This is a genomic window from Jejuia pallidilutea (genome assembly GCF_002973595.1).
In the GTDB taxonomy this organism is placed as follows: domain Bacteria; phylum Bacteroidota; class Bacteroidia; order Flavobacteriales; family Flavobacteriaceae; genus Jejuia; species Jejuia pallidilutea.
Map to the genome: position 1 here is coordinate 74,028 of NZ_PVEO01000008.1, position 25,009 is coordinate 99,036.

Genomic DNA, 25,009 nt, shown 5'->3' on the forward strand with positions numbered 1-25,009 from the left:
AATCTAAAAAAAGTAATATGAAAAAGGTGATGTATTTATTAGTCATTCTCATAAGCTCTTTAAGTTGCAATATTGAAAAACCAACACAATTTTCGGAAGCAGCACTTAATGATACGCTATTAAATTTAGAAGGTAATGAAGTCTCATTACAGTACATTTTAGAAAAACACAAAGGCAAAACCATCGTTATCGATATTTGGGCCTCTTGGTGTGGCGATTGTATAAAGGGTATGCCTAAGGTTAGGGCACTTCAAAAGCAATATCCAGAAACAGTATTTTTGTTTTTTTCGTTAGACAGGGGAGCAGATGCATGGAAACGTGGTATAGAAAAATATGAGGTGGTAGGTGAACATTACTTCCTGCCTAAGGGCAAAAAATCGGCCTTTGGAGACTTTGTAGATATAAGCTGGATTCCACGATATATGCTTATAAATAAAGCTGGCGAAATCGTTGTATTTAATGTTATTAAAGCTGATGATGATAAGTTAACAAAAGCTCTAAAAAATTAAGTATTTTTGTTAAAATAAATCAATACTAAAAATACCTTCTTTTAAAGAAGTTTAAACCAATTTTATGAGAAAACATATCGTAGCCGGAAACTGGAAAATGAATAACGATTTGGCGCAAACCGAAACGTTAATTTCAGAATTAAAACATCAAATAAAAACATCAAACGCTGAAGTAATGATAGCGCCAACAGCCACCAACTTATGGCAAGCCTATCAAACACTTAAAGACAACACGGTTATAGAAGTTATTGCCCAAAATATGCATTTTGCCGAAAATGGTGCCTATACAGGAGAGATTAGCGCAAGCATGCTAAAGAGCATAGGTGTTAACACCGTAATTTTAGGCCATAGCGAACGTAGGGAATACTTTAACGAAACCGATGACATTCTTGCTAAAAAAGTAGACGCTGCATTAGCTAACAATATGCGCGTTATTTTCTGTTTTGGAGAGCTTTTAGAAGACAGAAAAGCAGGCAACGAAGAAACCGTAGTTGGTAATCAAATAAAAAATGCACTATTTCATTTAAAAGCATGGGATTTTAAAAATATTGTTTTGGCATACGAGCCAGTTTGGGCTATAGGTACAGGCGAAACGGCATCACCAGAGCAAGCGCAAGATATGCATGCATTTATTAGAAAAACAATCGCAGATCAATACGGTTACGAAATTGCCAACGATGTATCCATACTTTATGGCGGTAGCGTAAAACCAGGCAACGCAAAAGAGATTTTCTCTAAACCAGATGTAGATGGTGGCTTAATTGGTGGCGCTTCTTTAAACGCCGAAGATTTCTTCGCTATCGTAAACGCATTTTAATTATAAAATATAAGCATTTCGAAACACTTCAATTTTTCTATTGAAAATAATTTCGAGAAGTTGGGCGTTCCCCTGCGGGTCGCGCTTTTCACTACAAGTCCTCGCTTCCCCGGTTTTTACCGGGGAAGCTGTGGGCTTTTCATTACAATCGCTAACGCGGGTGCATCCGCCAAATTATAGTCAACACCATGTCTAATACCATCTACATAGGCTATTACTTTAAAGTACAACCACTACAACCAGCTACAGAAATTCTAATAGCAGAACTAGGTTACGCAGGTTTTGAAAGTTTTGTAGAAACCGACGATGGTGTAACGGCCTACATACAAAAAACAGAATGGCACAACACAATACTAAGCGACATTCAAATTCTAAACTCCAACGAATTCGATATATCGTACACTTTTGAAGATATAGCCCAAACCAATTGGAATGCAGAATGGGAAAAGAATTTTACCCCTATTGTGGTAGATAATAGCTGTGCAGTTCGTGCACCATTTCACGAGCCATTACATACCAAATACGATATTGTAATTGAACCAAAAATGAGTTTTGGTACCGGTCATCATGAAACTACACACATGATGATTCAACACATTTTAAAAAACGATTTTAAAGACAAATCGGTTTTAGATATGGGCTGCGGTACAGGCGTTTTAGCAATTCTTGCAGAACAAAAAGGAGCAAAACCTATAGATGCGGTAGATTATGATAATTGGTGTTATTTAAATAGTTTAGAAAATGTAGAACGAAATAACTGTAAACACATCACCGTTATAGAAGGAGATGCAAAAGCTTTAGGAAAAAACACATACGATATTATTATTGCCAACATAAACCGTAACATTTTAATGCAAGATATGGCAACCTACGTATCATGTTTAAATAAAAATGGAATGTTATTTTTAAGTGGGTTCTACGATGATGATATCCCCCTAATAAAAGCCGAATGTGAAAAATATCTGTTAAAATTTCAAGAAAAACTGGAAAGGAACAATTGGGTTTCGCTAAAATTTTTAAATTAGTATAAAAATTGTACTCCAAAAAAGTTTTAATATGAGTTCAAAAGAAAAATTATCAGAAGAGTTACTACTAGAAGAAGAGGTGCTAAAACAAAACGAAATTGTTTTATATAACGATGATGTAAATACGTTCGATCATGTTATAGATACCCTAATTCATGCATGCGACCATACCTCAGAACAAGCAGAACAATGTTCCTTAATTGTACATTACAAAGGAAAATGTACTGTTAAAACTGGTGAGTATGACGATTTAAAACCTCGCTGCTCTAAACTGTTAGAAGCTGGCTTAAGTGCAGAAATAGTGTAAAACACAATCTTATTTAGATTATTAAAGACCTGTTTGGATAAAAAACCAAACAGGTCTTTTTTTTTTGCGATATATTTTAAAGCTTAAAAGACGAAAGCTTTAAAAAACGACTTCTTCTTAATAAAACTCCCCTAGGTTATTAAAAACAAGCTGTAAAAACCCCTATATATGTTATAATTTTAAATTAAAAAGCTTATTTGGTATTTTGGTTTAGTACCTCTATTAAGGTAGTCACATAAATATCGAAACTATTTTAATTTTTTTACTTATAAATTACTATTCAAATTCATCGATTTTTAAAAAAACACTTGTGGCGCATATTGGTAAATATATATATTCAATAAACATTGATAATATTAACCTTTAAAACCAAAACAAATGATGACTCTTGCCAAATTTTTAGTTGATGTAATTTTATTTATTATATCAAGTATCTAAACCAAAAAAAAGTAAAACTTAGTCTAGAATAAGTTTTACTATTTTTGTTGTAATTACAAAAAATGTGAAAAAGCAAGTTTTTAAATTTTTAGCAAAGGTTAATAAGGCCATTTTACCAAGTTATTCTAAACAAAAATTAGATTTAGCCAAAGCCAGTAAACTACAATTAGCTATAATTGGTTGGCGGTGGTATGTTACAAAAAACGCATTAGATTAGTTATATATAATACACAGTATTGAATATTGCTTGTAGTAAAGCATGAATATTTTGCTTTTCAATAAGCTACTTATCATAATTTTAAGACACCTCACGCACTTATAACGGCAGGCCACGGTAGGCTTGTATTTGTAGATTTACGTACGCTATAAAAATTCAATATGCTCACTAAGTTTTATTTAGAAAAAACAAAAAATCCAACTAACTTTATTTAAGTCAATTGGATTTTTATTTTGTGACCACGCCAGGATTCAAACCTGGAACCTCTTGAGCCGTAATCAAGTGCGCTATTCAGTTGCGCCACGTGGCCTTTTTTAGTGGGTGCAAATATACATTATTTATTAAAACTCTACCAAACTTTTATTTCAATTTAAAATAAAATTATAGTCCTCACAATTTTTTAGAGAACCATTAAGTACTGCGTAACTATTGTTACAGTACTATAGGCCATATATGTTATTTTTAGGTTTTACTATACAAACATACTATTAATGAAAAGTTTTATTTTAACAACGTTGGTTTTTGTTTTAATGTTTAGTTGCAATAACTCTAAAAACAAAACATATTCTGCTTTCGATAAGCAAAAAGAAGGAAGCGAGCATCCTGGAAAAAAATTAATGGAAACCAACTGTTATGTTTGCCATAGCCCAACAGCGAGCGAAGAAGATAGAATTGGGCCACCAATGATTGCAATTAAAAAGCACTATATAACAGATAATACATCAAAAAGAGACTTTGTAGCAGCAATACAAACTTGGATTAAAAACCCTAATGAAGAAGATGCTAAAATGTATGGTGCCGTAAAACGTTTTGGTGTTATGCCCAAAACGCCTTACCCCGAGGAAACTATCGCGCAAATTGCAGATTATATGTTTGAAAATGATATAGCGCAACCCGAATGGTTTGAAGATCATTACAATAAAGAAAGAGGCATGCACAAAGGAAAAGGTATGGGAAATGGTATGGGTAAAAGGCAAGTACAAACAAATTTTCAAGATTTACCTTATGCAGAGCGAGGATTAAAATATGCATTAACAACAAAAGCGGTATTGGGTAAAAATTTAATGGGTACTATTCAAAAAAAAGGAACCTTAGAGGCTTTAGCATTTTGTAATGCACAAGCATACCCTTTAACCGATAGTATGGCTGTTGTTCACAATGCTAAAATTAAGCGCGTGTCAGATAAACCAAGAAATATTAATAATCAGGCAAATACCGAAGAGTTACAGCATATTAAAACATTTAAACAGGTTATTGCTAATAAAGAAGAGCCTAAGCCTATAGTAAAAGAGACAAACAATAAAGTAAAGGTATATTATCCTATAACTACTAACGCTATGTGCTTGCAATGTCACGGAACGCCAAATAAAACTATTAATAAAGCTACATTAGAAAAGCTAACGTCTTTGTATCCAAAAGATAAGGCAATAGGTTACAATATTAATGAAGTAAGAGGTATTTGGAGTATTACTTTTGATAAATAAAAATGTCAGGTATGGGCAAATTTCAAAATTAATTACTCAAGTATTAATGGTAATGTTATAGGGCTTATATAACACCTATTAACTAGATTAAAACACAGATATTAAGGCTTTTATTTAGTAAAAAATTACCAAAGTATAAGTTGTACTGACAAATGTCATATTTAATACAACTTACGATTAATATTTTTGATATTATATAGAACCGAAAAAACAAGTATTTATGATAACTCAAAATATTGCATTATTTAATTGGAGTAATGGCGTGATAATGATATCTGTTTTTGGGCTGGTTTGCTTATTTCTTATTGGTTATTTAATAAAATTTATGGCTGGTGGTAGTAAGAAAAAAGACGAGTCTAAATAACGATATATTATAGTTTTTTTTTTGATTAAAAAAAGGAGCACATTAAAAAGGTGCTCCTTTGGTATTTAAATAACTAGGAGTTAAAACTTATATTGCAAGAAGGCAGAGAGGTTTCGTCCTGGTTCTGTAATGGGGGTTCTTCCAAAATCTGCTTGGTTTGTAAAAGAAAAGTTTAAGTGGTTGTTGTAAGCTTCATCAAAAGCATTAATTAACGCCACTCCTAAAGTGATGCTTTTAATAGGCTTTATACCCAAACGTACATCTAAAGTTTGATAGCCATCAGTTGTAGTTTCTCCAAAACTTCTAGAAATATTATCTTGTTTTGAAACTAAGTTATACTGAATATTTCCCCAGAATTTATCCTTTTCAATACCTAAAAATAATCGTGTTGTAAGCGGAGGTGTTAAGGGAAGAGATTCGGCTAAATCTTTGTTTTTCGCATATACGTAAGCACATTCGGTTTTAAAATAAAAATAATCTAAAAAGTCAACTTGCGCCATAGCTTCAAAACCAGTTTTATAGGCTTCATCAAGATTTCTAAAAACCTTTGGGTGTCTTGGTTCTGCCATAGGGTTAAACTTTCTGTTTAAAGTTTCATCAACTATACCAACTATATAGTTTTCAAAAAACGAATAGTAAAATGAGGCTTCATATTTAAAACTGTTAAATCCGTTTATAAGTGGTTCTCTTCCTTTAAGGCCAATTTCAAACTGATTGTTAACTTCGGCTTTTAAGTTGGGGTTGCCAATATATTCAAAAGGATCTTGACCAACGTTAAAATGATTGATAAAACGCTCTATCATATTGGCGGAACGTACGCCGCGGCCATAAGCAGCTTCTAAAGTAAATTTATCTGAAACTATTTTTTTAATAGACAGAGTACCACTAACATTATGTTCTGTACGCTTTTTTAAATCGTACAAGGCGGCAAAGTCATCTTCAGGATCTTGTATGTCTGAAACAACATTGTCGTAACGTATTCCTGCAGTAAAAATAGTTTTAGGATTTAGATTGTATTTTGCTTCAGTAAATACGCCTATATCGTTAATATAAGAGTCTTGCCAAACCTTGTCGTTAAAAGTCATAGGCATTGGTAAAGGGTTGCCGTTCATTACTTTTACCAACCGTGTTCTGCCTCCGTCTCTAGCAATATGCATTGCATCTACACCAGTAAATAGGTTTAATTTTTCTAGTGATCTCCAGTTTAATTCCAGTTTGCCTCCAAGCGTTGTTGCATCAACTGCTGATGCTGCTTCCATCATTCTAAAAGAGGGCCTATTGTTGTTGGTCATTAAATGGTCTACATAGCTATAATATGCTTTTGCGGTTAAAGACTTTAAGGTTTTGCCAATATTGTCTAATGTATAATCTAAAGCCAATATACTGCTATTGTCATATTCTGTATCCATAGGTAAAGCGGCATGAAGTACATCGCGACCAAAAGATTGTCGCCAATGCGCTTGTAGGCGTTGGTCGCTAGAAAAATTATAGCCTATTTTAATACCGTAGTCTGTACTTCTAAATGATGAAGGTATTTCTATACCATCGCCATCTTTATAATTTCCAAAATCCCTATAACCTGCATTTGCTACAATATCATATTTTTCTTCAATATATTGTATTTGCGCCAAGTTTACTAAAGCGTTGCCGTTACTTTCGTAGCCAGCGGAAACTTTTCCATGCAAACCATAATCTTCATAATCGGGTTTTTGGGTAACTAAATTAACAATACCTCCAAAAGTGGCACCATACCTTACGGTGTAAGGACCTTTAATAATTTCTATTTTCGAGATTTCTTCAGGAATAATATGCGTGGTAATGGGGTCCATTCTGTTAGGGCATGCATGCATTGCTTTAGTGCCACCATCGTACTGAATATTTAATTGTTCGTATTGTGCTGCTCTAAACGAAGGGTCTATAGCATAATTTCCTCTTTTTATAACCGAGAATCCATTAATGTTATTAAATAAATCGGCAACATTTTTAGGTTGCACAATTTTTTCGTCGTATTTATTTGCAACAACAGTAAGTACTGGGTCTGTTTTTGTGTTTCCTTTTACAATAACTTCATTAAGCGCTATTGTTTTTTGTGTTGTGGTATCTTTTTGGGTTTCTTTACTTTTTTGGCCGTAAGATACAGCGGTAATTAGCGTGCATAGAAGCACACTATAAAATGTTTTCATTTACAGTAATTTAATTTTTTAACTTATGAAATTTGGGTAGTATATACTACTTCTAAGATAAAGTGTACTGTATTCTTGGGGGATGAAAAAAACTGTAAGTGTTTATAAATGAATATAAATTTTTGTAGCTTATGGAAGCTGGTTTTTTATTGTAAATTATTTTAGGAAATACAAACTCTGAATTATGGCTAGGGTAAAGCGTAATTTCCTTAAAATCGATAATGCTTTCGGGAGTGTTTTGTTTATTGTCTTGCGATTTAGCCACCTTTTTTAAATGACATTTCCCGTTACATTGTAATTCGGGCTGGTCTTTGTTTTCACATAGTTTTTCTATAAAACCTATAGGGTCTAATTCATAGTAACCATAAGTTAAAGATACTTTAATGCTATTAATTAGTATTAAAGCACTTAAAAAAACAAAAACTATTGGTGCGCCTACTTTCATTATGCTGCAAATATATAATAGGTTGTTGCTTTTTATATAACTTTTTATCGCTTTTTTTAAGCTAATCGAATTCTATAACTTGTGTTGCTTGCCTACCTATATTTTTATTTTGAATTTCTTAATATAAAATGATTTTTTGAGCAACTTTGGTTACATAGTTAAATACTATACAATATTATATTTGCTATAAATAATACAAATAGTATAAATTATGAATACAATAGAAACAGTACAAGAACAAGAATTTTATTCAATGCCAAGAATTGGCGACCAAGCGCCAGATTTTGAAGCGGTAACTACCAAGGGGAAAATTAAGTTATCAGACTTTGCAAAAGATAAATGGATTGTTATGTTTTCGCATCCAGCAGATTTTACGCCAGTTTGTACCACAGAAATGAGTGGATTTGCCACTAGAAAAAATGAATTTGATGCACTAAACACAGAGTTGCTAGGCTTAAGTATAGACAGCATTCATGCACATTTAGGTTGGGTACAAAATGTGAGGGAAAATACAGGGGTATATTTTGATTTTCCTATTATAGCAGATTTAGATATGAAAGTATCTAAGCGCTATGGCATGTTACAGCCAAATGAAAGTGAAACTGCGGCTGTACGAGCAGTGTTTTTTATAGATCCTAAGAAAAAAATTAGACTAATAATGTACTATCCTTTAAATGTGGGTAGAAACATGAACGAAATTTTAAGAGCTCTAGAAGCTTTACAAACCTCTGATAAACACAAGGTAGCAATGCCTCTAGATTGGAAAAAAGGGGATAAAGTAATAGTAGGCCCACCAAAAACTTTAGATGAGTTAAATGAAAGAATTGCAGACGATTCACTTGAAAAAGTAGACTGGTATTTAGCTAAGAAAAACTTATAAAATACTCTTAAAAAATCGGTCTTCTCTTAAAGTTTAGACCGATTTTTTTTATCTTATTTTCAACAAAATCAAAACTAAAAAAAATGAATATTACTCAATTTGAAGATAAACCATTAGCGCATTACTCTTATACAATAATTAGTGATAATAAAATGGCAATTGTCGATCCTTCCAGAGATCCAAAACCTTACTATAAACTAGCAGAAAAAGAAAATGCAAAAATAGTTGCAGTTTTTGAAACTCACCCACATGCAGATTTTGTGAGCAGTCATTTGCAAATCCATAAAGAAACAGGTGCAACAATTTTTGTAAGCAAATTAGTTGGTGCTAATTATCCACATAAAACCTTTGATGATGGTGATGTTTTTAAATTAGGAAGCATTCAGTTTTCAGCAATAAATACACCAGGTCACTCACCAGATAGTATTACAATTATTGCAAAAAATAACGCAGATTACGCCATGTTTTCTGGAGACACGTTGTTTATTGGTGATGTTGGTCGTCCAGATTTACGCGAAAAAGCTGGAAACATGAAAGCCAAACGCGAAGAATTAGCCAAAAGTATGTACCAAACCATGCAAACAAAATTTAACGATTTACCAGACAATACAATAGTTTATCCAGCACATGGGGCAGGTTCGCTTTGTGGTAAAAACTTGAGTAAAGATGCCTCTAGCACTTTGGGTAGAGAGCGTAAGGAGAACTGGGCTTTTAAAAACCTAACAGAAGACGATTTTGTTAATCACATTTTAAAAGATCAACCTTTTATTCCTTCATATTTTGGATACAATGTAGATATAAATAAAGTTGGAGCAAAAGCCTATGAACAGTCAATTTCAGAAGCAAAATTTCAATTTAAAGCGGGTAGTTTTGAAGATAACGCTATAATTATTGATGTTAGAAATGAAGCCGATTTCAAAAAAAATCATTTAAAAGGTAGCATCAACATTATGGCTAAAACCGAAAATGATAAGTTCGAAACTTGGCTAGGATCTATCGTAAAGCCAGAAGAAGCATTTTGTGTGGTTTTAAATTCAGTTGAAGATAAAGATGAAATATTACATCGTATTGCAAAAATTGGTTATGAAAATCAATTAAAAGGGACATTAACTTTAGATGATTCTTCTTTTGAAAGTACAGAAACATTGGATTTAGCAGATTTTAAAAACAATACAGATGAATATACTATCGTAGATATTAGAAACAAAAGTGAAGTAGAAGAAGGTAAGTTTTTTGATAATGCCATTTCAATTCCATTAAATGAATTAAGAGACTCTGAAGAAGATATTCCTACAGACAAACCCATAGTGGTTCATTGTGCTGGTGGTTATAGAAGTGCCGCAGGAAGTAGTATTGTTGCCACTTTAAAAACAAAAACTAAGGTTTACGATTTAGGTGAAACCGTAAAGGAGTTTAAAGGCTAAACTTAGAGTTCCTATTATGTTTATGGTGTTTCAAATCTAGTTTTTTAACACCGTTAATTTTATTTTTATGTAATAAACATTGCATAAACAAATTATACAGAATTGTATTTTTGTGTAAAATTTATAGTTATGGATGTAGAGATTTTAGCCAGAATTCAATTTGCCTTTACCATTGCCTTTCATTACATCTATCCGCCACTTAGTATAGGTTTGGGGCTAATTATGGTTATTATGGAAGGTTTGTATTTAAAAACCGGAAAGAAAGCATATGAAGTTTTAACACGTTTTTGGCTTAAGATATTTGCTGTAACTTTTGGTATTGGTGTTGCAACGGGTATTATAATGGAGTTTGAGTTTGGTACTAATTGGGCAGTTTACTCAAGGTATGTTGGCGATATTTTTGGAAGTGCTTTGGCTGCAGAAGGCTTATTTGCATTTGGTCTAGAAAGTGCTTTTTTGGGGGTTTTAATTTTTGGTTGGAATCGTGTATCTCCAAAAGTTCACTTTATCTCAACAATAGGTGTGTTTTTAGGCTCTATGTTCTCAGCAGTTTGGATTGTTGTTGCTAATAGTTGGCAACAAACACCTGCAGGTTACCATATAGTTGGGGAAGGATTTAATGCGCGTGCAGAAGTTACCGATTTTTGGGCCATGGTGTTTAATCCATCAAGTGTAGATAGAATTATTCATGTATGGCAAGGTGCGTTTTTAGCTGGTGCATTTTTGGTGCTAAGCGTTCATGCTTATTATTTGTTAAAAGGCAGGTATGTTGAAATTTCAAAAAAAGCTTTTAAAATTGCTTTAGGTGTTGCAACAATAGTTTCATTTTCTCAATTAATATCTGGTCATAGTTCTGCCGATGGTGTTGCTGTTAACCAGCCTGCTAAATTAGCAGCAATGGAAGGGCATTACCAAGCCTCTGCTCCCGCCGATTTGTATTTGTTTGGTTGGGTAAATAACGATACTCAAGAAGTTTCAGGTGTTAGTATTCCCGGAGGATTATCTTTTTTAGTAGATCAAGATTTTGAAGCTCCAATAACTGGCTTAAATGCTTTTCCAGAAGAAGATAGGCCAGGGCAGGTTAATGCTGTTTTTCAGTTTTACCACATTATGGTGTCTATAGGGTTGTTTTTAATAGCATTAACCCTATACGCTAGCTTTTTATGGTGGAAGGGAAAACTATTCGATAAGAAATGGCTCTTAAAGATTTTTGCATTCTCTGTGCTCTTGCCTCAAATAGCTAATCAAGTAGGTTGGTTTGCAGCAGAAATGGGTAGACAACCTTGGATTGTTTATGGTCATTTAAGAACAGATGAAGGCTTCTCGCAAGAGGTGTCTTCTAATCAAATTCTATTTTCACTAATATTATTTTTGGTGGTTTACACAATATTGTTTTTGTTATTTATATACACTGTAAATAAGAAAATAAAGCATGGGCCTTACGATGAAGCTAAAAACCCGAATGAATTTTTAAAATACGTTTAATAAAATAACTATGGAAACTATCTTAGGATTAGATTACCCAACACTTTGGTATTTAGTAGTAGGCTTATTATTTTCAGGTTATGCTATTTTAGAAGGATTTGATTATGGTGCGGGCGCATGGCATTTATTTTTAAGAAAAGATTTAAGTCGTCGCATAGCTATTAATGCTATAGGTCCGCTATGGGATGCCAACCAAGTATGGTTAATTATAGGTGGTGGTGCTTTATTTGCAGGGTTTCCAGTAATGTATGCAACTATGTTATCTTCAATGTACGTGCCTTTTATGTTGTTTTTAATGTTGCTAGTGTTGCGTTCTTCAGCAATAAAATTTAGAAGCGCCGAAAAAATGTTATGGTGGCGAAAAACTTGGGATATTATTTATTTTATATCAAATACATTAATAGCTTTTTTATTAGGTGTTGTTTTAGCTAATATTTTACAGGGTTTTGAGCTGCATGAGAATTTTTCTTATAAGGGTGGAATTTTCTTTTCATTTCTTAGTCCTTATTCTGTTATGGTTGGTTTTACAACTTTGTCTGTATTCATGACACAGGGTGCTATTTTTTTATTATTGAAAACCGAGGGGCGTTTACATACCAGATTAACCTTTTTGTTAAAAAGAGGTATGGTTTTATTTCTCATTAGTTTTGCGGTAACCTCTACATATACGTTAACTTTTTTACCAGGAGTAATTAATAAATTTAAAGAAACCCCTATATTTTTTATTCTCCCAGTTTTGGCTTTTTTAGCTGTAGCAAATGTACCAAGGCTAGTCTCAAAGAAAAAGTATGCCCATGCACTTGTCTTCTCATCGTTAACAATGGCATTTTTATTAATGCTGGTAGCATTTCAATTGTATCCCGTATTAATTCCCTCTACTGTAGACCCTAAATATAGCGTAACTATTTATAATGCCGCATCGTCTCAAAAATCATTAGGCATTATGCTAACTATAGTTTTAATAGGCGCACCACTTTTGGCGGGATATTTCTTGTTCTTATATAAAACATTTCATGGCAAAGTAAAGTTGGATGATACTAGTTATTAAATAAATTTAAGCTAAAAAATAATCAAACACGTTTAAGTTTGATTATTTTTTGTAAATTTGTTAACCAAATGGTTAAACCATATAGTTAATATGAAAAAGACAAAAGACGAAAATACTGAAGAGCAAATATTAAATGCTGCTAAAAACGTGTTTCAGGCCAAAGGAATGGATGGTGCGCGTATGCAGGAAATTGCAGATAAAGCAGGGATTAACAAAGCCATGTTACACTACTATTACAGAAATAAGCAATTACTGTTTGAAGCTGTTTTTAATAATGCTTTTTCATTGTTGGCACCACAATTAAATACTGTTTTAAATGACAATTCTTCTATTGATGAAAAAATAAAAAACTTTACATCAAACTATATTTCATTTATAATTAAGCATCCTTATTTGCCAAATTTTATCATTCAGGAATTAAATAGAAATGAAGATTTTATAATGAAGTTAAAAGAGAATAAAAGTTTTCCAAACATTGAGAAGTTCAAAAAACAGGTAGATAAAGAGGTTAGGAATGGTTTAATAAAATCCATTAGTGCAGAACAATTATTTATCAATATTATGGCTTTAAATATCTTTCCATTTGTTGCAAAACCACTAATCATGGCATTCACAAATACAGATAATGAGCACTACAAACAACTTATGGAAGATCGAAAAACCGAAGTTGCTAATTTCATTATTAATTCCATAAAGGTTCTCTAAAAATGAAACAACTAATCCTTATTTTTACTATGTTAATGGCGTTACCCAGTATTGCACAACAAAACATTACGCTAGAGAAGTGTTACCAATTAGTGAAGGATAATTATCCTTTGGCAAAACAAACTCAATTATTAGATGCCCAAAATAAATTAGAAAAAGAGGTTGTTTTAACATCTAAATTGCCACAATTTAGTTTAGATGCGCAAGCTACCTATCAATCTGATGTGATTGAAATACCTATTCCTAATACAAATATAGAGCCGCTAAACAAAGACCAATATCGAGCTACTGTTTCGGTTAATCAATTGATTTATAATGGAGGCGTAATTAACGCTTCTTTAGATTTAAAATCGGCACAGCTTAAAACCAAACAAAAACAGGTGGAGGTTAGCTTGTACCAGCTAAAACAGCATATTAATCAACTCTATTTTTCTATTTTATTAGCTCAAGAATCCCAAGAGTTGTTAAGTGCCAAAAAAGTTCAACTACAAGCCAAATTAAAAGAAGTACAATCGGGTATAACATATGGTACTATTATATCATCTTCTGATAAAGTTTTGGAAGCTGAATTGTTAAAAATAAATCAACAATCCCAAGAATTACTTAGCAATAAAGAGGTACTTATTGAAACGCTTTCTAGCCTAATCCATCAGCCATTAAATATTTCTACACAATTTCAAAAACCATTGTTAGAAATCAATATACAAACCGATTTGGTACGTCCGGAACTGGATTTGTTTCAACTTAAAAAAGAGGAAATTACAACTTCAGAAAGTTTACTGTCTAAACAAAACGCACCAAAATTATTAGGTTTTGCCATAGGCGGTTATGGTAATCCTGGGTTAAATATGCTAGATAATTCATTTCAAACATTTTACACGGTAGGTGTTAAGTTAAATTGGAATATTTTTAACTGGAACTCGATTAAAAAACAACGACAATCTTTAGCCATAAATAAAGATGTTTTAGAGACCCAAGCTGAAACATTTAAGCTAAATACAAACATTGAGCTAAACCAACAACAAAAGGAAATTAACAAAATAGAGGGATTTATCATTTCCGATTTAGAAATAATAAACCTTAGAAAAGCAGTGTTGCAAACTGCAGACTCCCAACTTAAAAATGGTGTTATTACTTCTTCAGCCTACATTACCGAACTTACCAATTTATATGAAGATGAAAACACTTTACTAAAACATAAAATTCAGCTACAACTAGCAAAAGCAAACTATAATATTATAAAAGGACAATAACGATTTAAAAAATGAAAAACTTCACATACATTGTAATAATAAGCATTATGGCTTACAGCTTAATTTCTTGTGGCAATAACGGCGAAAAAGCCAATGGTTATGGAAATTTTGAAGCGACCGAAATTACCATTTCAGCCGAAAATAACGGTAAGTTAATGCAGTTTAGCCTAGATGAAGGGCAAGTGCTAAAAACAAACCAATTTATTGGCTATATCGATACTATTCCGTTGTTTTTAAAACGAGAGCAATTAAAAGTATCTAAAGCAGTTATTAGTTCAAAATCCAAAGGTGTGTTGTCACAAATTGCAGTGTTAAATTCTAAATTAAAAATGGCAAAAACCAACAAGGAAAGAGTTGTAAACTTAATTAAGGACAATGCTGCAACCCAAAAACAACTAGATGATATTACAGGCGAAATAGATGTTATAAAAAACCAAATTAGAAGTGTTGAAATACAAAATGCACCTGTTGTTAATGAGTTAAAATCTATAGATGTACAACTAAAACAAATAGACGACCAAATTCAGAAAAGTAAAATTATAAATCCAGAAAACGGAACGGTTTTAACCAAATATGCAGAACCAAACGAGATTACTGCATTTGGAAAACCATTGTACAAAATAGCCAATTTAAATACCATGCAATTGCGGGTTTATATTAGTGAAACTCAATTGGCCAACATAAAGATAGGGCAAGAGGTTACTGTTAAAATTGACGATGCTGAAACGATGAAATCTTACCAAGGCACTGTATCTTGGATAGCTTCGGAAGCAGAGTTTACACCCAAAATAATACAGACCAAAGAAGAACGTGTGGCATTGGTATATGCTGTAAAAATAGATGTAAAAAATGATGGAAGCTTAAAAATAGGCATGCCTGCAGAAATGTGGCTAACACGTAAATAATGAGCATTAATATTTCTAACATATCAAAATCATACAAAAAAGTAAAAGCCTTACAAAATATTTCCTTTAAGGTAGAAACAGGCGAGCTTTTTGGACTTATAGGACCTGATGGTGCGGGAAAAACAACGTTGTTCAGAATTTTAACCACACTTTTAATTGCCAATAAGGGTACAGCCAAAGTTGCTGGTTTTGATGTGGTTTCAGATTATAAAAACATTAGAAATAGTGTTGGCTATATGCCTGGGAAATTTTCGCTGTACCAAGATTTAACCATAGAAGAAAACCTTGAGTTTTTTGCTACAATATTTGGAACAACCGTTGAAGAAAACTACGATTTAATCAAGGACATCTACATGCAAATAGAACCTTTTAAAACTAGAAGAGCTGGTAAATTATCAGGAGGAATGAAACAAAAATTAGCGTTGTGCTGTGCCCTAATCCATAAACCTAAAGTATTGTTTTTAGACGAGCCAACAACTGGCGTAGATCCCGTTTCTAGAAAAGAATTTTGGGAAATGCTAAAACGACTGCAACAAAAAAATATTACCATTTTAGTATCTACACCTTATATGGACGAAGCCGCTTTATGCGATAGAATTGCCCTTATTCAAAACGGAAAAATACTAGAAATTGATACACCAGAAGCTATTGTAAAACATAATCCAAATCAAATTTATAATGTAAGTGCAGATAATATGTATAAGCTCATCAATAGTTTAAAAACTTATAAGCACAACCATAGCGTGTACCCTTTTGGCGAGTTTGTACATTATACAGACCGTAGAACAGATTTTAACCCTAAAGCGTTAAAAGTGTATTTAGAATCTCAAAATTTATCAAACATACACATTAATAAAACTGTAGCAACTATTGAGGATACCTTTATGGAATTGGCGAAATAAAAACCAGACCTAACAGGTTTTATAAACCTTGTAGCTGTAAACATCAAAGATGAATAAAAACAAAGTTATACAAGTAGAAGAATTAACCAAAATGTTTGGTGATTTTGCAGCTGTAAATGCTATTACATTTAACGTTGAAAAAGGCGAAATATTTGGATTTCTTGGTGCAAACGGAGCAGGAAAAACCACTGCTATGAAAATGTTGATAGGCATTTCTAAACCAACCTCTGGAAAAGCAGCGGTTGCTGGATATGATGTTTTTACTAATGCCGAAGACATTAAAAAAAGTATTGGCTATATGAGCCAGAAATTTGCCTTGTACGACGATTTAACGGTAAAAGAAAACATTACCTTTTTTGGAGGGATATATGGGCTATCTAGAAAACAGATTAAAGAAAAGTCAAAAGTTTTAATAGAAGAATTAGGTTTAGAAAACGTAGCTAACAAACTCGTTGGCGCATTACCACTAGGTTGGAAACAAAAACTATCCTTTTCGGTAGCCTTACTTCACGATCCAAAAATTGTGTTTTTAGATGAGCCAACAGGAGGTGTAGACCCTATTACTAGGCGTCAGTTTTGGGAAATGATTTATAAAGCTGCCCACAATGGTACAACGGTATTTGTTACTACGCACTATATGGATGAAGCAGAATATTGCGATCGTGTTTCCATAATGGTTAACGGTAAAATAGAAGCATTGAACACACCAAAAAAACTTAAAGAATATTTTAAAGTAGATAATATGAATGATGTGTTTTTAAAATTGGCAAGAGAATGAAAAAGAGTTTTCAGTTACAGTCACAGTTTACAATTTTAAAAAACTTTGAGCATCTCTGTGTAACAGAAAAAACTTATTAAAATAAAAAAGATTACTAATTTAAAAGATTCCTGCCTTCGCAGGAACATGAGATGAAAAGATTCATAGGTTTTATAAAAAAAGAATTTTACCATATTTTTAGGGATAGACGCTCCTTGTTTATTCTTTTCGGTATGCCTATTGCGCAAATTATGCTCTTTGGTTTTGCTATTACCAACGAGATCAATAATGTAGATATCGCAATCTTAGACCATTCAAAAGATGCTACAACAGAAGCGATTATCAATAAAATTTCAGCATCAACATATTTCAGCATCAATGAGGTTATAACAAAAGAATCTGATATCGAAACCATCTTTAAAAAAGGGAAAATTAAAGCTGTTTTAAATTTTGAGAAAGATTTTAGTAAAAATCTCATTAAAGAGCATAATGCAACACTACAGATTATTACCGATGCAACAGATCCAAATACTGCAAATACCATAAGTAATTACATAAATGCCATACTTCAGCAATATCAAAAAGAATTAAACAAAGACGTTAAATTGGCTTATCAAATTATACCACAAACGCGTATGGTCTATAATCGCGAGTTAAAGAGTGTATATATGTTTGTACCTGGTGTAATGACCATAATTTTAATGTTAGTCTCTGCTATGATGACGTCTATTTCCATTACACGCGAAAAGGAATTAGGAACTATGGAAATCCTTTTGGTTTCGCCGTTAAAACCCTTTCAGGTAATTGTTGGTAAAGTGTTTCCGTATATTTTCCTTTCCATTATCAATGCAGTGGTTATTGTAATGCTTAGCATTTTCATTTTTAAAATGCCAGTTCAGGGAAGCCTTTTTTTATTGGCTTTAGAAAGTATATTGTTTATTGTAAGTGCGTTGGCTTTGGGTATTTTAATTTCAACCATTTCGGCTACTCAACAAACCGCTATGATGATTTCCTTAATGGGCTTAATGCTTCCAGTTATTTTGCTTTCGGGTTTTATTTTTCCTATTTCTAGTATGCCTTTACCATTACAGATTATTAGCAATATTATTCCTGCTAAATGGTTTGTAATCATTATTAAAGGAATTATGCTAAAAGGTGTTGGTCTTCAATTTATATGGAAGGAAACTTTGATTTTAGTAGGTATGACGGTCTTTTTTATTGCCTTGAGTGTCAAGAAGTATAAAATAAGACTGGAGTAAAAAATAATTATCCTGCAAGGTTTTAAAAAACCTTGTAGGGATCAATAAAAAATAAAGAGATTCCCACTAAAGTTTATCTTGAGTGGAGTCCAAAGGTGGGAAATGATATGAAAACAATATTATATATCGTACAAAAGGAATTCAAGCAAATCTTTAGAAATAAAGGCATGCTACCTATCATTTTTGTATTGCCGTTATTACAACTTGTAATATTATCTAATGCAGCTACTTTTGAAGTAAAAAATATAAAATTTGGCTATGTGGATAATGACCGTACAACTACTTCTAGAGCTTTAACTGAAAAATTTACTGCCTCAACCTATTTTAATGTACTCACCAATTTTACTTCATTAAACAAAGCAAGTGCAGCAATGTTAAAAGGGGAAATAGATGTGGTTTTAGAAATTCCTAACCATTTTGAGCGTGATTTACAAAAAGAAAAATATAACAATTTAGGCGTTACTATAAATGCTATAGATGGAGCTGCTGCAGGTGTAGAAAACGTCTATATAACACAGATTATTCAACGTTTTAATCAAAACTTAAAAGTAAATTTAGTACAGATTCCAGATCAACAAATTCAACCAATAAACATAAAAACCATTCCCTTGTTCTGGTATAACGAAACCTTAAATTACAAAACTTTTATGGTACCAGGTATATTGGTGTTATTGGTTACTATGATTACATTGTTTTTATCTGGAATGAATATTGTTCGCGAAAAGGAAATTGGCACTTTAGAGCAAATAAATGTTACACCAATTAAAAAGAGCCAATTCATTGTGGGTAAGCTGTTTCCGTTTTGGGTTATTGGTATAGGCCTGTTAACCATAGGCTTAATACTTGCAAAAGTTATTTTTAACATCCCAATGATAGGCAGTTTACTACTCATGTATTTATACACGTCCATCTATATTTTTGTGGTCTTAGGCATAGGGTTATTTATTTCTAATTTTACGGAAACACAACAACAAGCTATGTTTATTTCGTGGTTTTTTGTTGTTGTTTTTATTTTAATGAGTGGACTATTTACACCAATTGAAAGCATGCCAAAATGGGCGCAACTGATTACGGAATTTAATCCAATAAAATATTTTGTAGAAGTAATGCGTATGGTAATGCTTAAAGGGTCTGGATTTTTAGACATACTTCCACAACTTTTAAAAACAGCGCTTTATGCTTTTGTAATAAATGGATTAGCAGTGTGGAGTTACAAGAAAACAAATTGAATGGGTTGTGTAACATTGGTTACTGTTTAACTACTTAAAAAGTATAATCTTTATGTTGTGGATAAGGTGTACTTATAAAAAGTTTGTCAAATTGATGAATATCATTTTTCAATACTGTTTATTCATATAAATTCACAAAACCAAATCATAACAAATGGCTAAAATTGTAGTTTTAGGCGCCGGAATTTCTGGGCATGTAGCAGCGTCTCATTTAAGACGAAAGCTATCAAAAGCACACGAAGTGGTAGTAGTGTCGCCAAACAGCAACTACCAATGGATTCCTTCAAACATCTGGGTTGGTATTGGTAGAATGAAATCTAATAGCATTTTATTTCCTCTAGCGCCATTATACAAAAAGAAAAATATTGGTTATAAACAAGCCAAAGCGGTTTCGTTTTATCCTGAAGGCGATAAAAGCGAAAAAAAACCTTATGTATTGGCAGAATATGTTACAGGCGATAAACAAGGGAAACGAGAAAAAGTAACCTATGATTATTTGATAAATGCAACTGGACCAAAATTAAACTTTGAAGCTACTGAAGGTTTAATTCCTGGGAAAAACAAAATATATTCAGTATGTACCTACACACACGCAGATCATGCTTGGGAAGGTTTAAATGAGGTGATTCAGCAAATGAAAGCTGGTAAAAAAGCTAAAATTTTAATAGGAACTGGGCACGCTAAATCCACATGTCAAGGTGCAGCTTTTGAGTATATCTTAAATGTTGAACAAGAACTACGGAAACATAAAGTGCGTGACATGGCTGAAATTACTTGGATTTCTAATGAGTATCAACTAGGCGATTTCGGAATGGATGGTATGTTGTTAAGCTATGGCAGCATGACCATGAAATCGCATGAAATGGTTGAAATGATTTTTGAAGACCGAGATATTAAATGGATAACAGGTGCAGGTGTTTATAAAATTGAAGATGGCGTAGCGTATTATGAAACTTTAAGTGGCGATTATAAAATTGAAACCTTTGATTTTGCAATGCTTATTCCTGCATTTTCTGGCCATGGTTTTAAAGCTTATGATAAAAATGAAAACGACATCACAGATAAATTATTTAAAGGTTTTATGATTGTAGATGCCGATTATTCCTCTAAACCATACGAAGAGTGGTCTGTTCAAGATTGGCCAGAAACCTATCAAAATCCTAGCTATAAAAACATATTTGCACCAGGTATAGCATTTGCACCGCCACATGCCATTTCTAAACCAAGGCAAAGTAAAAACGGAACAGTAATTTCGCCCTCGCCACCGCGAACAGGTATGCCTTCTGGGATTACAGCCAAATTAGTGGCAGATAATATAATAGATAGTATAAAATTTAAAACAGAATCGTTACAACATAAAGGTAGTTTGGGTAATATGGGAGCAGCTTGCATAGCATCGGCTGGTTTTGGAATGACCTCAGGAAGTGGAGTGAGCATAACCACATTTCCAATTGTGCCAGATTACCAAAAATACCCTAATACCCAAGGCCGACAATTAGGTAAAACCTTTGGAGCAATTGGTCTAGCAGGCCATTGGTTAAAATTGGCCTTACACCACGCATTTATTTATAAGGCAAAAATGCATCCATTTTGGTGGTTAATTCCAGAATAAAAAAATAAAATCATGACACAGAGAATTTCAAAATATCAAAGATTTAAAATGATGAATCCTATCCTTCAGTTTTTCAAATTTATTTATCTGAGCATAAAAATTATGATAATTGTGGCTGGAGGACATGGAGGCACTCGAAAAGTAAACTGATGTGATTGTCGGTTTTTGGTTGGTTAATAAAGACGCTAGTTAAATTTAGTGTCTTAAAAAGAGAGTTTTTTTAAGCTCTCTTTTTTTTGTTTTATGTGTAACATAAGTTACTGGATATCTATTTCTTATTGCCTAATTTTAAAAGTGATTTTTAAATTAAATAACATGAAAAATTCAGTTTTAAGGCATTTTGCTATCGTTTTAATGCTAGTTACATTTTTTTACGCTTGTAGCAATAACAATGACGATATTGAAAATACCGATGTTAACAATAATGATATTACTGATGAAGTGTTAACAGACGCAGACGAAGTTGCCTTACTGTTTATGTTAGAAGAAGAAAAGTTGGCAAGAGATACCTATGCTTATCTATACAATTTATGGTCTATAAAACAATTTGCAAATATTAAAAAAAGCGAACAAACCCATATGAACGCAATTGAGGATTTATTGGTTAAATACAATGTGGCGTATGCAATTTTACCAGATGGAGTATTTAATAATAAAGATTTGCAAGACCTCTACAATCAGTTTGTGATTAACGGGGCTATAGATAAAGTTAATGCATTTAAAATTGGTGCCACAATAGAGGATTTGGATATTGTAGATTTACAAACCCTAATTAACAATACTGAAACCACTAGTATTATTTCTGTGTTTAAAAATCTGCAATGTGGTTCTCGCAACCATTTAAGGAGTTTTATTACAGGCTTAAAAAATGCAGGAGGCACTTATATACCACAATTTTTAACTCAAGCAGAGTATGATGCTATTCTATTGGAAGATAACGAAAAATGCAATCAATAGTTTACTTTATTTTTTCTTTAGTAACATAGGTTACTAACCATCATTTTTTATCGCTCTATTTTTGTTTCAGAATTAATCGAGACATGAAAAAAACGATATACACATTAATAGCATTAGCACTTTTGAGTAACATGAAGTTGCAAGCTCAAGAGCTTATTTCTATTACAAAAACAGAAGTGTTAGGGCGAGTTTCAGAAAACAATACAAGCATTAAAATTTCTGAAGAAGAATTTAAACAAGCAAGGGCAGATTATCGCCAAACAAACGCAGTGTTTCTGCCAAACATTACGGCAAGCCATACAGGTATTGCCACTACAAATCCGTTAATGGCCTTTGGCTCTAAATTAAACCAAGAAATTTTAACGCAGAACGATTTTAATCCAGCGTTATTAAACGATCCTTCGCAAATTGAAAATTATGCTACAAGGTTAGAGATACAACAACCATTAATCAATCTAGATGGTTTGTATCAGCGAAAAGCGGCCAAATCTAAAATGGAAGCTATGGCCTTAAAAACCGAGCGTACCGAAGACTTTTTAGCGTTTGAAGTAGAAAAGGCGTACATGCAACTACAACTGGCTTATAAAGCGGTGGACGTTTTAGAAAAAGCCCTAGAAGCCGCAAATGCCAACAAAAAAATAGCCGATAATAGTTTTAAACAAGGCTATTTGCAACGTGCCGATGTGCTAAATGTAGAGGTGCGAGTTACCGAGGTGCAAAACCAGTTACAAATGGCAAAAAGTAATGTACAAAATGCTTCTAACTATTTGTCGTTTTTAATGAATGATGACATCAACGTTGTTTACAAACCTTCCGATGATTTATCTGTAACCACAATAAACTTAGAAGACCAAACCATTTCAGAGAACCGATCGGATATTAAAGCAATGCAATTGGCTTCAAACGCTTATGAAGCCATGAACAAAGCCGATAAAATGGCCTTTTTACCAAGATTGAATGCTTTTGGAAGTTACGAATTGTACGACGACCAGATTTTTCAAGCCGATGCTAACGGCTATTTATTTGGAGCGCAATTAAGCTGGGATATTTTTCAGGGCTCTAAACGTTTTGGAAAAGCCCAAAAAAGTAAAGCTGAATTTGAAAAATCTAAATTAGAATACGAGCAATACGTATCACAAAGTAACCTAGAGTTAAATAAGGCCAAACGCACTTTTTTAGATGCCGAAAACAAACTAAAGCTAACCACCAAAGCACTAGAACAGTCCGAAGAATCCTTAAGAATACGTACCAATAGGTTTAAGGAAGGTTTAGAAAAAACATCCGATATATTATTGGCCGAAACACAATATGCACAAAAACAACTAGAATATTATCAAACCATTTTTGAGTATAATTACGCGCAAGCTTACCTTCAATTTTTGACTAAAGAGTAAAAGGAGAACACATAATTAACAACAAGAACAACAATAAATTCTCTTAGAATTTAATACGTATAAAAATGAAAAATAAATTAAATACCATCATAGCATTTTCAATAGCTTTTGTAATTACTAGCTGCGGAAACGAAGATAAAAAAGTTGTTGCAGATAATACACCAGCAATTGCTGTAAAAACGAGTAAAGTAGAAACTAACGGCAGCAGTCCGTTCTTATCTGTAAGCGGAAAAATACAAGCTACAAACAGTGCAGAGTTGAGTACAAGACTAATGGGTTACGTAAATAAAGTACATGTTAATGTTGGCGATAAAGTACGCAAAGGGCAGTTGTTGGTTTCTATAAACAATACCGATTTACAAGCAAAACGCGCACAAGTTAACGCAGGCATTACCGAAGCTACGGCAGCATTTAATAACGCTGAAAAAGATTACAAGCGTTTCCAAAACCTGTTTGCAGACAGCAGCGCCTCACAAAAAGAAATGGATGATATAACGGCCAATTATAAAATGGCAAAAGCGCGATTAGAAGCGGCTAACCAAATGAAAAACGAAGTGAACGCGCAATTGGCTTACAGCAATATTACAGCGCCTTTTAATGGCGTTATTACGGGCAAAAATGTAAAAGAAGGCGATATGGCAAACCCAGGAATGCCTTTAATAAGTATAGAAACACCGGGAAGTTTTGAGGTTGTGGCCATGGTGCCTGAAACCGAAATATCAGATATTAAAACAGGAACAACTGTTGATGTTGTGGTAAATTCTGTAAACGCAACCCTAAAAGGAAAAGTTACAGAAGTGAGTACCTCTGCTAAAAACACAGGTGGCCAGTATTTGGTAAAAATAAACTTAGATAAAACAGATACAACTATTTTGTCTGGCATGTTTACAACTGTACAATTTCCGGTAGAAAGAAAATCAAAATCGTCAATGGTTTTAATTCCAACGGAAGCCATTGTAACCAACGGTCAATTATCTGGAGTGTATACGGTAAGCCAAAGCAATACAGCCATTTTGCGCTGGTTGCGCTTGGGCAGAACGTTTGGTGACCAAGTAGAGGTATTATCGGGTTTAAACGGTGATGAAGCTTATATAGTTTCTGCTGAAGGCAAACTTTATAATGGTGCAAAGATTAATGTGCAGTAGGCAGTAGGCAGTCGCAGTTGCAGTTGTCAGCATCCTGCAAGGTTTCAAAAAACTTGTAGGTATTACATAGAAGCGTAAATCACATAAGAGTAAGTGCGTTAAGGATAGAAACGGCATCCTTTTTACGTCAGGTCGAGTGAATTTGCAAGAGCAAATTTGTATCGAGAACAAGTAAAAAGATATAGTGGATAGCCTGTTAAAACGCCCAAAACAAAAAATAAATATTAATTAAACAATTTCCCGTTCAGTTTTCCCCTTTTGGGGA

Annotated in this window: 24 protein-coding genes and 1 tRNA gene; 22 read left to right on the top strand and 3 right to left on the bottom strand. The window is 33.0% G+C overall.

Going from position 1 to position 25,009, the window contains the following annotated elements:
• Positions 1-17 precede the first annotated feature (17 nt).
• The 5 genes from CLV33_RS13390 to CLV33_RS13410 all read left to right on the top strand — a co-directional run bounded on the left by CLV33_RS13390 (position 18) and on the right by CLV33_RS13410 (position 3,313).
• On the top strand, positions 18-509 hold the full coding sequence (locus tag CLV33_RS13390; protein ID WP_105474345.1) for a TlpA family protein disulfide reductase: 492 nt from the start codon (positions 18-20) through the stop codon (positions 507-509).
• 64 nt (positions 510-573) lie between these two features.
• A complete protein-coding gene (gene tpiA / locus CLV33_RS13395; protein ID WP_042246535.1) occupies positions 574-1,326 on the top strand; it encodes a triose-phosphate isomerase in 753 nt (250 codons plus the stop codon).
• Positions 1,327-1,514: 188 nt separating this feature from the next.
• Complete coding sequence (gene prmA, locus CLV33_RS13400) at positions 1,515-2,351, top strand: 50S ribosomal protein L11 methyltransferase (protein ID WP_105474346.1); 837 nt, start codon at positions 1,515-1,517, stop codon at positions 2,349-2,351.
• 31 nt (positions 2,352-2,382) lie between these two features.
• Complete coding sequence (locus CLV33_RS13405; protein WP_042246532.1) at positions 2,383-2,658, top strand: ATP-dependent Clp protease adaptor ClpS; 276 nt, start codon at positions 2,383-2,385, stop codon at positions 2,656-2,658.
• Between the two features lie 502 nt (positions 2,659-3,160).
• Positions 3,161-3,313 carry a hypothetical protein gene (locus CLV33_RS13410; protein WP_042246530.1) on the top strand — a complete coding sequence of 51 codons (153 nt, stop codon included), beginning with the start codon at positions 3,161-3,163 and terminating at the stop codon, positions 3,311-3,313.
• A 236-nt stretch (positions 3,314-3,549) separates the two neighbouring features.
• Here CLV33_RS13410 and CLV33_RS13415 read toward each other — a convergent pair.
• Positions 3,550-3,623, bottom strand: a tRNA-Arg gene (locus CLV33_RS13415).
• Between the two features lie 181 nt (positions 3,624-3,804).
• On the opposite strand from CLV33_RS13415, the gene CLV33_RS13420 reads away from it, so the two are divergent.
• Entirely contained in the window at positions 3,805-4,797 is a 993-nt protein-coding gene (locus CLV33_RS13420; protein ID WP_105474347.1) for a Tll0287-like domain-containing protein, read from the top strand.
• A 220-nt stretch (positions 4,798-5,017) separates the two neighbouring features.
• Positions 5,018-5,161 (top strand): hypothetical protein, encoded by a 144-nt coding sequence (locus tag CLV33_RS17570; protein ID WP_162834944.1) that lies wholly within the window; start codon positions 5,018-5,020, stop codon positions 5,159-5,161.
• Positions 5,162-5,241: 80 nt separating this feature from the next.
• Here the strand turns inward: CLV33_RS17570 and CLV33_RS13425 are convergent, their stop codons facing one another.
• Positions 5,242-7,344 carry a TonB-dependent receptor domain-containing protein gene (locus CLV33_RS13425; RefSeq protein ID WP_105474348.1) on the bottom strand — a complete coding sequence of 701 codons (2,103 nt, stop codon included), beginning with the start codon at positions 7,342-7,344 and terminating at the stop codon, positions 5,242-5,244.
• Between the two features lie 52 nt (positions 7,345-7,396).
• Positions 7,397-7,789, bottom strand: a complete 393-nt coding sequence (locus CLV33_RS13430; protein ID WP_105474349.1) for a hypothetical protein — start codon at positions 7,787-7,789, stop codon at positions 7,397-7,399.
• Positions 7,790-8,000: 211 nt separating this feature from the next.
• Here CLV33_RS13430 and CLV33_RS13435 point away from each other — a divergent pair, with 211 nt between their 5' ends.
• The 15 genes from CLV33_RS13435 to CLV33_RS13505 all read left to right on the top strand — a co-directional run bounded on the left by CLV33_RS13435 (position 8,001) and on the right by CLV33_RS13505 (position 24,744).
• Complete coding sequence (locus CLV33_RS13435; protein WP_105474350.1) at positions 8,001-8,669, top strand: peroxiredoxin; 669 nt, start codon at positions 8,001-8,003, stop codon at positions 8,667-8,669.
• A gap of 83 nt (positions 8,670-8,752) precedes the next feature.
• The gene (locus CLV33_RS13440; protein WP_105474351.1) at positions 8,753-10,093 is read left to right on the top strand and encodes an MBL fold metallo-hydrolase; all 1,341 of its coding nucleotides are present in this window, start codon (positions 8,753-8,755) and stop codon (positions 10,091-10,093) included.
• Between the two features lie 129 nt (positions 10,094-10,222).
• Positions 10,223-11,578 (top strand): cytochrome ubiquinol oxidase subunit I, encoded by a 1,356-nt coding sequence (locus CLV33_RS13445; protein WP_042245621.1) that lies wholly within the window; start codon positions 10,223-10,225, stop codon positions 11,576-11,578.
• A 10-nt stretch (positions 11,579-11,588) separates the two neighbouring features.
• Positions 11,589-12,626: a cytochrome d ubiquinol oxidase subunit II gene (gene cydB, locus CLV33_RS13450; protein ID WP_105474352.1), complete on the top strand. Its 1,038-nt coding sequence runs from the start codon at positions 11,589-11,591 to the stop codon at positions 12,624-12,626.
• A gap of 90 nt (positions 12,627-12,716) precedes the next feature.
• Entirely contained in the window at positions 12,717-13,331 is a 615-nt protein-coding gene (locus CLV33_RS13455; RefSeq protein ID WP_105474394.1) for a TetR/AcrR family transcriptional regulator, read from the top strand.
• A 2-nt stretch (positions 13,332-13,333) separates the two neighbouring features.
• The gene (locus tag CLV33_RS13460; protein ID WP_105474353.1) at positions 13,334-14,584 is read left to right on the top strand and encodes a TolC family protein; all 1,251 of its coding nucleotides are present in this window, start codon (positions 13,334-13,336) and stop codon (positions 14,582-14,584) included.
• 11 nt (positions 14,585-14,595) lie between these two features.
• Positions 14,596-15,489 carry an HlyD family secretion protein gene (locus CLV33_RS13465; protein WP_105474354.1) on the top strand — a complete coding sequence of 298 codons (894 nt, stop codon included), beginning with the start codon at positions 14,596-14,598 and terminating at the stop codon, positions 15,487-15,489.
• On the top strand, positions 15,489-16,391 hold the full coding sequence (locus CLV33_RS13470) for an ABC transporter ATP-binding protein (RefSeq protein WP_211297568.1): 903 nt from the start codon (positions 15,489-15,491) through the stop codon (positions 16,389-16,391). The genes CLV33_RS13465 and CLV33_RS13470 overlap by 1 nt, the downstream gene beginning before the upstream one ends.
• 49 nt (positions 16,392-16,440) lie before the next feature.
• The gene (locus CLV33_RS13475; protein ID WP_105474356.1) at positions 16,441-17,169 is read left to right on the top strand and encodes an ABC transporter ATP-binding protein; all 729 of its coding nucleotides are present in this window, start codon (positions 16,441-16,443) and stop codon (positions 17,167-17,169) included.
• 131 nt (positions 17,170-17,300) lie between these two features.
• The gene (locus CLV33_RS13480; RefSeq protein WP_105474357.1) at positions 17,301-18,407 is read left to right on the top strand and encodes an ABC transporter permease; all 1,107 of its coding nucleotides are present in this window, start codon (positions 17,301-17,303) and stop codon (positions 18,405-18,407) included.
• Positions 18,408-18,514: 107 nt separating this feature from the next.
• Entirely contained in the window at positions 18,515-19,636 is a 1,122-nt protein-coding gene (locus CLV33_RS13485; RefSeq protein ID WP_105474358.1) for an ABC transporter permease, read from the top strand.
• A 154-nt stretch (positions 19,637-19,790) separates the two neighbouring features.
• Entirely contained in the window at positions 19,791-21,248 is a 1,458-nt protein-coding gene (locus tag CLV33_RS13490; protein WP_105474359.1) for an NAD(P)/FAD-dependent oxidoreductase, read from the top strand.
• 315 nt (positions 21,249-21,563) lie between these two features.
• Positions 21,564-22,205 carry a DUF2202 domain-containing protein gene (locus CLV33_RS13495; protein ID WP_105474360.1) on the top strand — a complete coding sequence of 214 codons (642 nt, stop codon included), beginning with the start codon at positions 21,564-21,566 and terminating at the stop codon, positions 22,203-22,205.
• Positions 22,206-22,288: 83 nt separating this feature from the next.
• Entirely contained in the window at positions 22,289-23,599 is a 1,311-nt protein-coding gene (locus tag CLV33_RS13500; RefSeq protein WP_105474361.1) for a TolC family protein, read from the top strand.
• A 65-nt stretch (positions 23,600-23,664) separates the two neighbouring features.
• Positions 23,665-24,744, top strand: coding sequence for an efflux RND transporter periplasmic adaptor subunit (locus CLV33_RS13505; protein WP_105474362.1), 1,080 nt, complete (start codon positions 23,665-23,667; stop codon positions 24,742-24,744).
• The last annotated feature ends 265 nt before the right edge of the window (positions 24,745-25,009 follow it).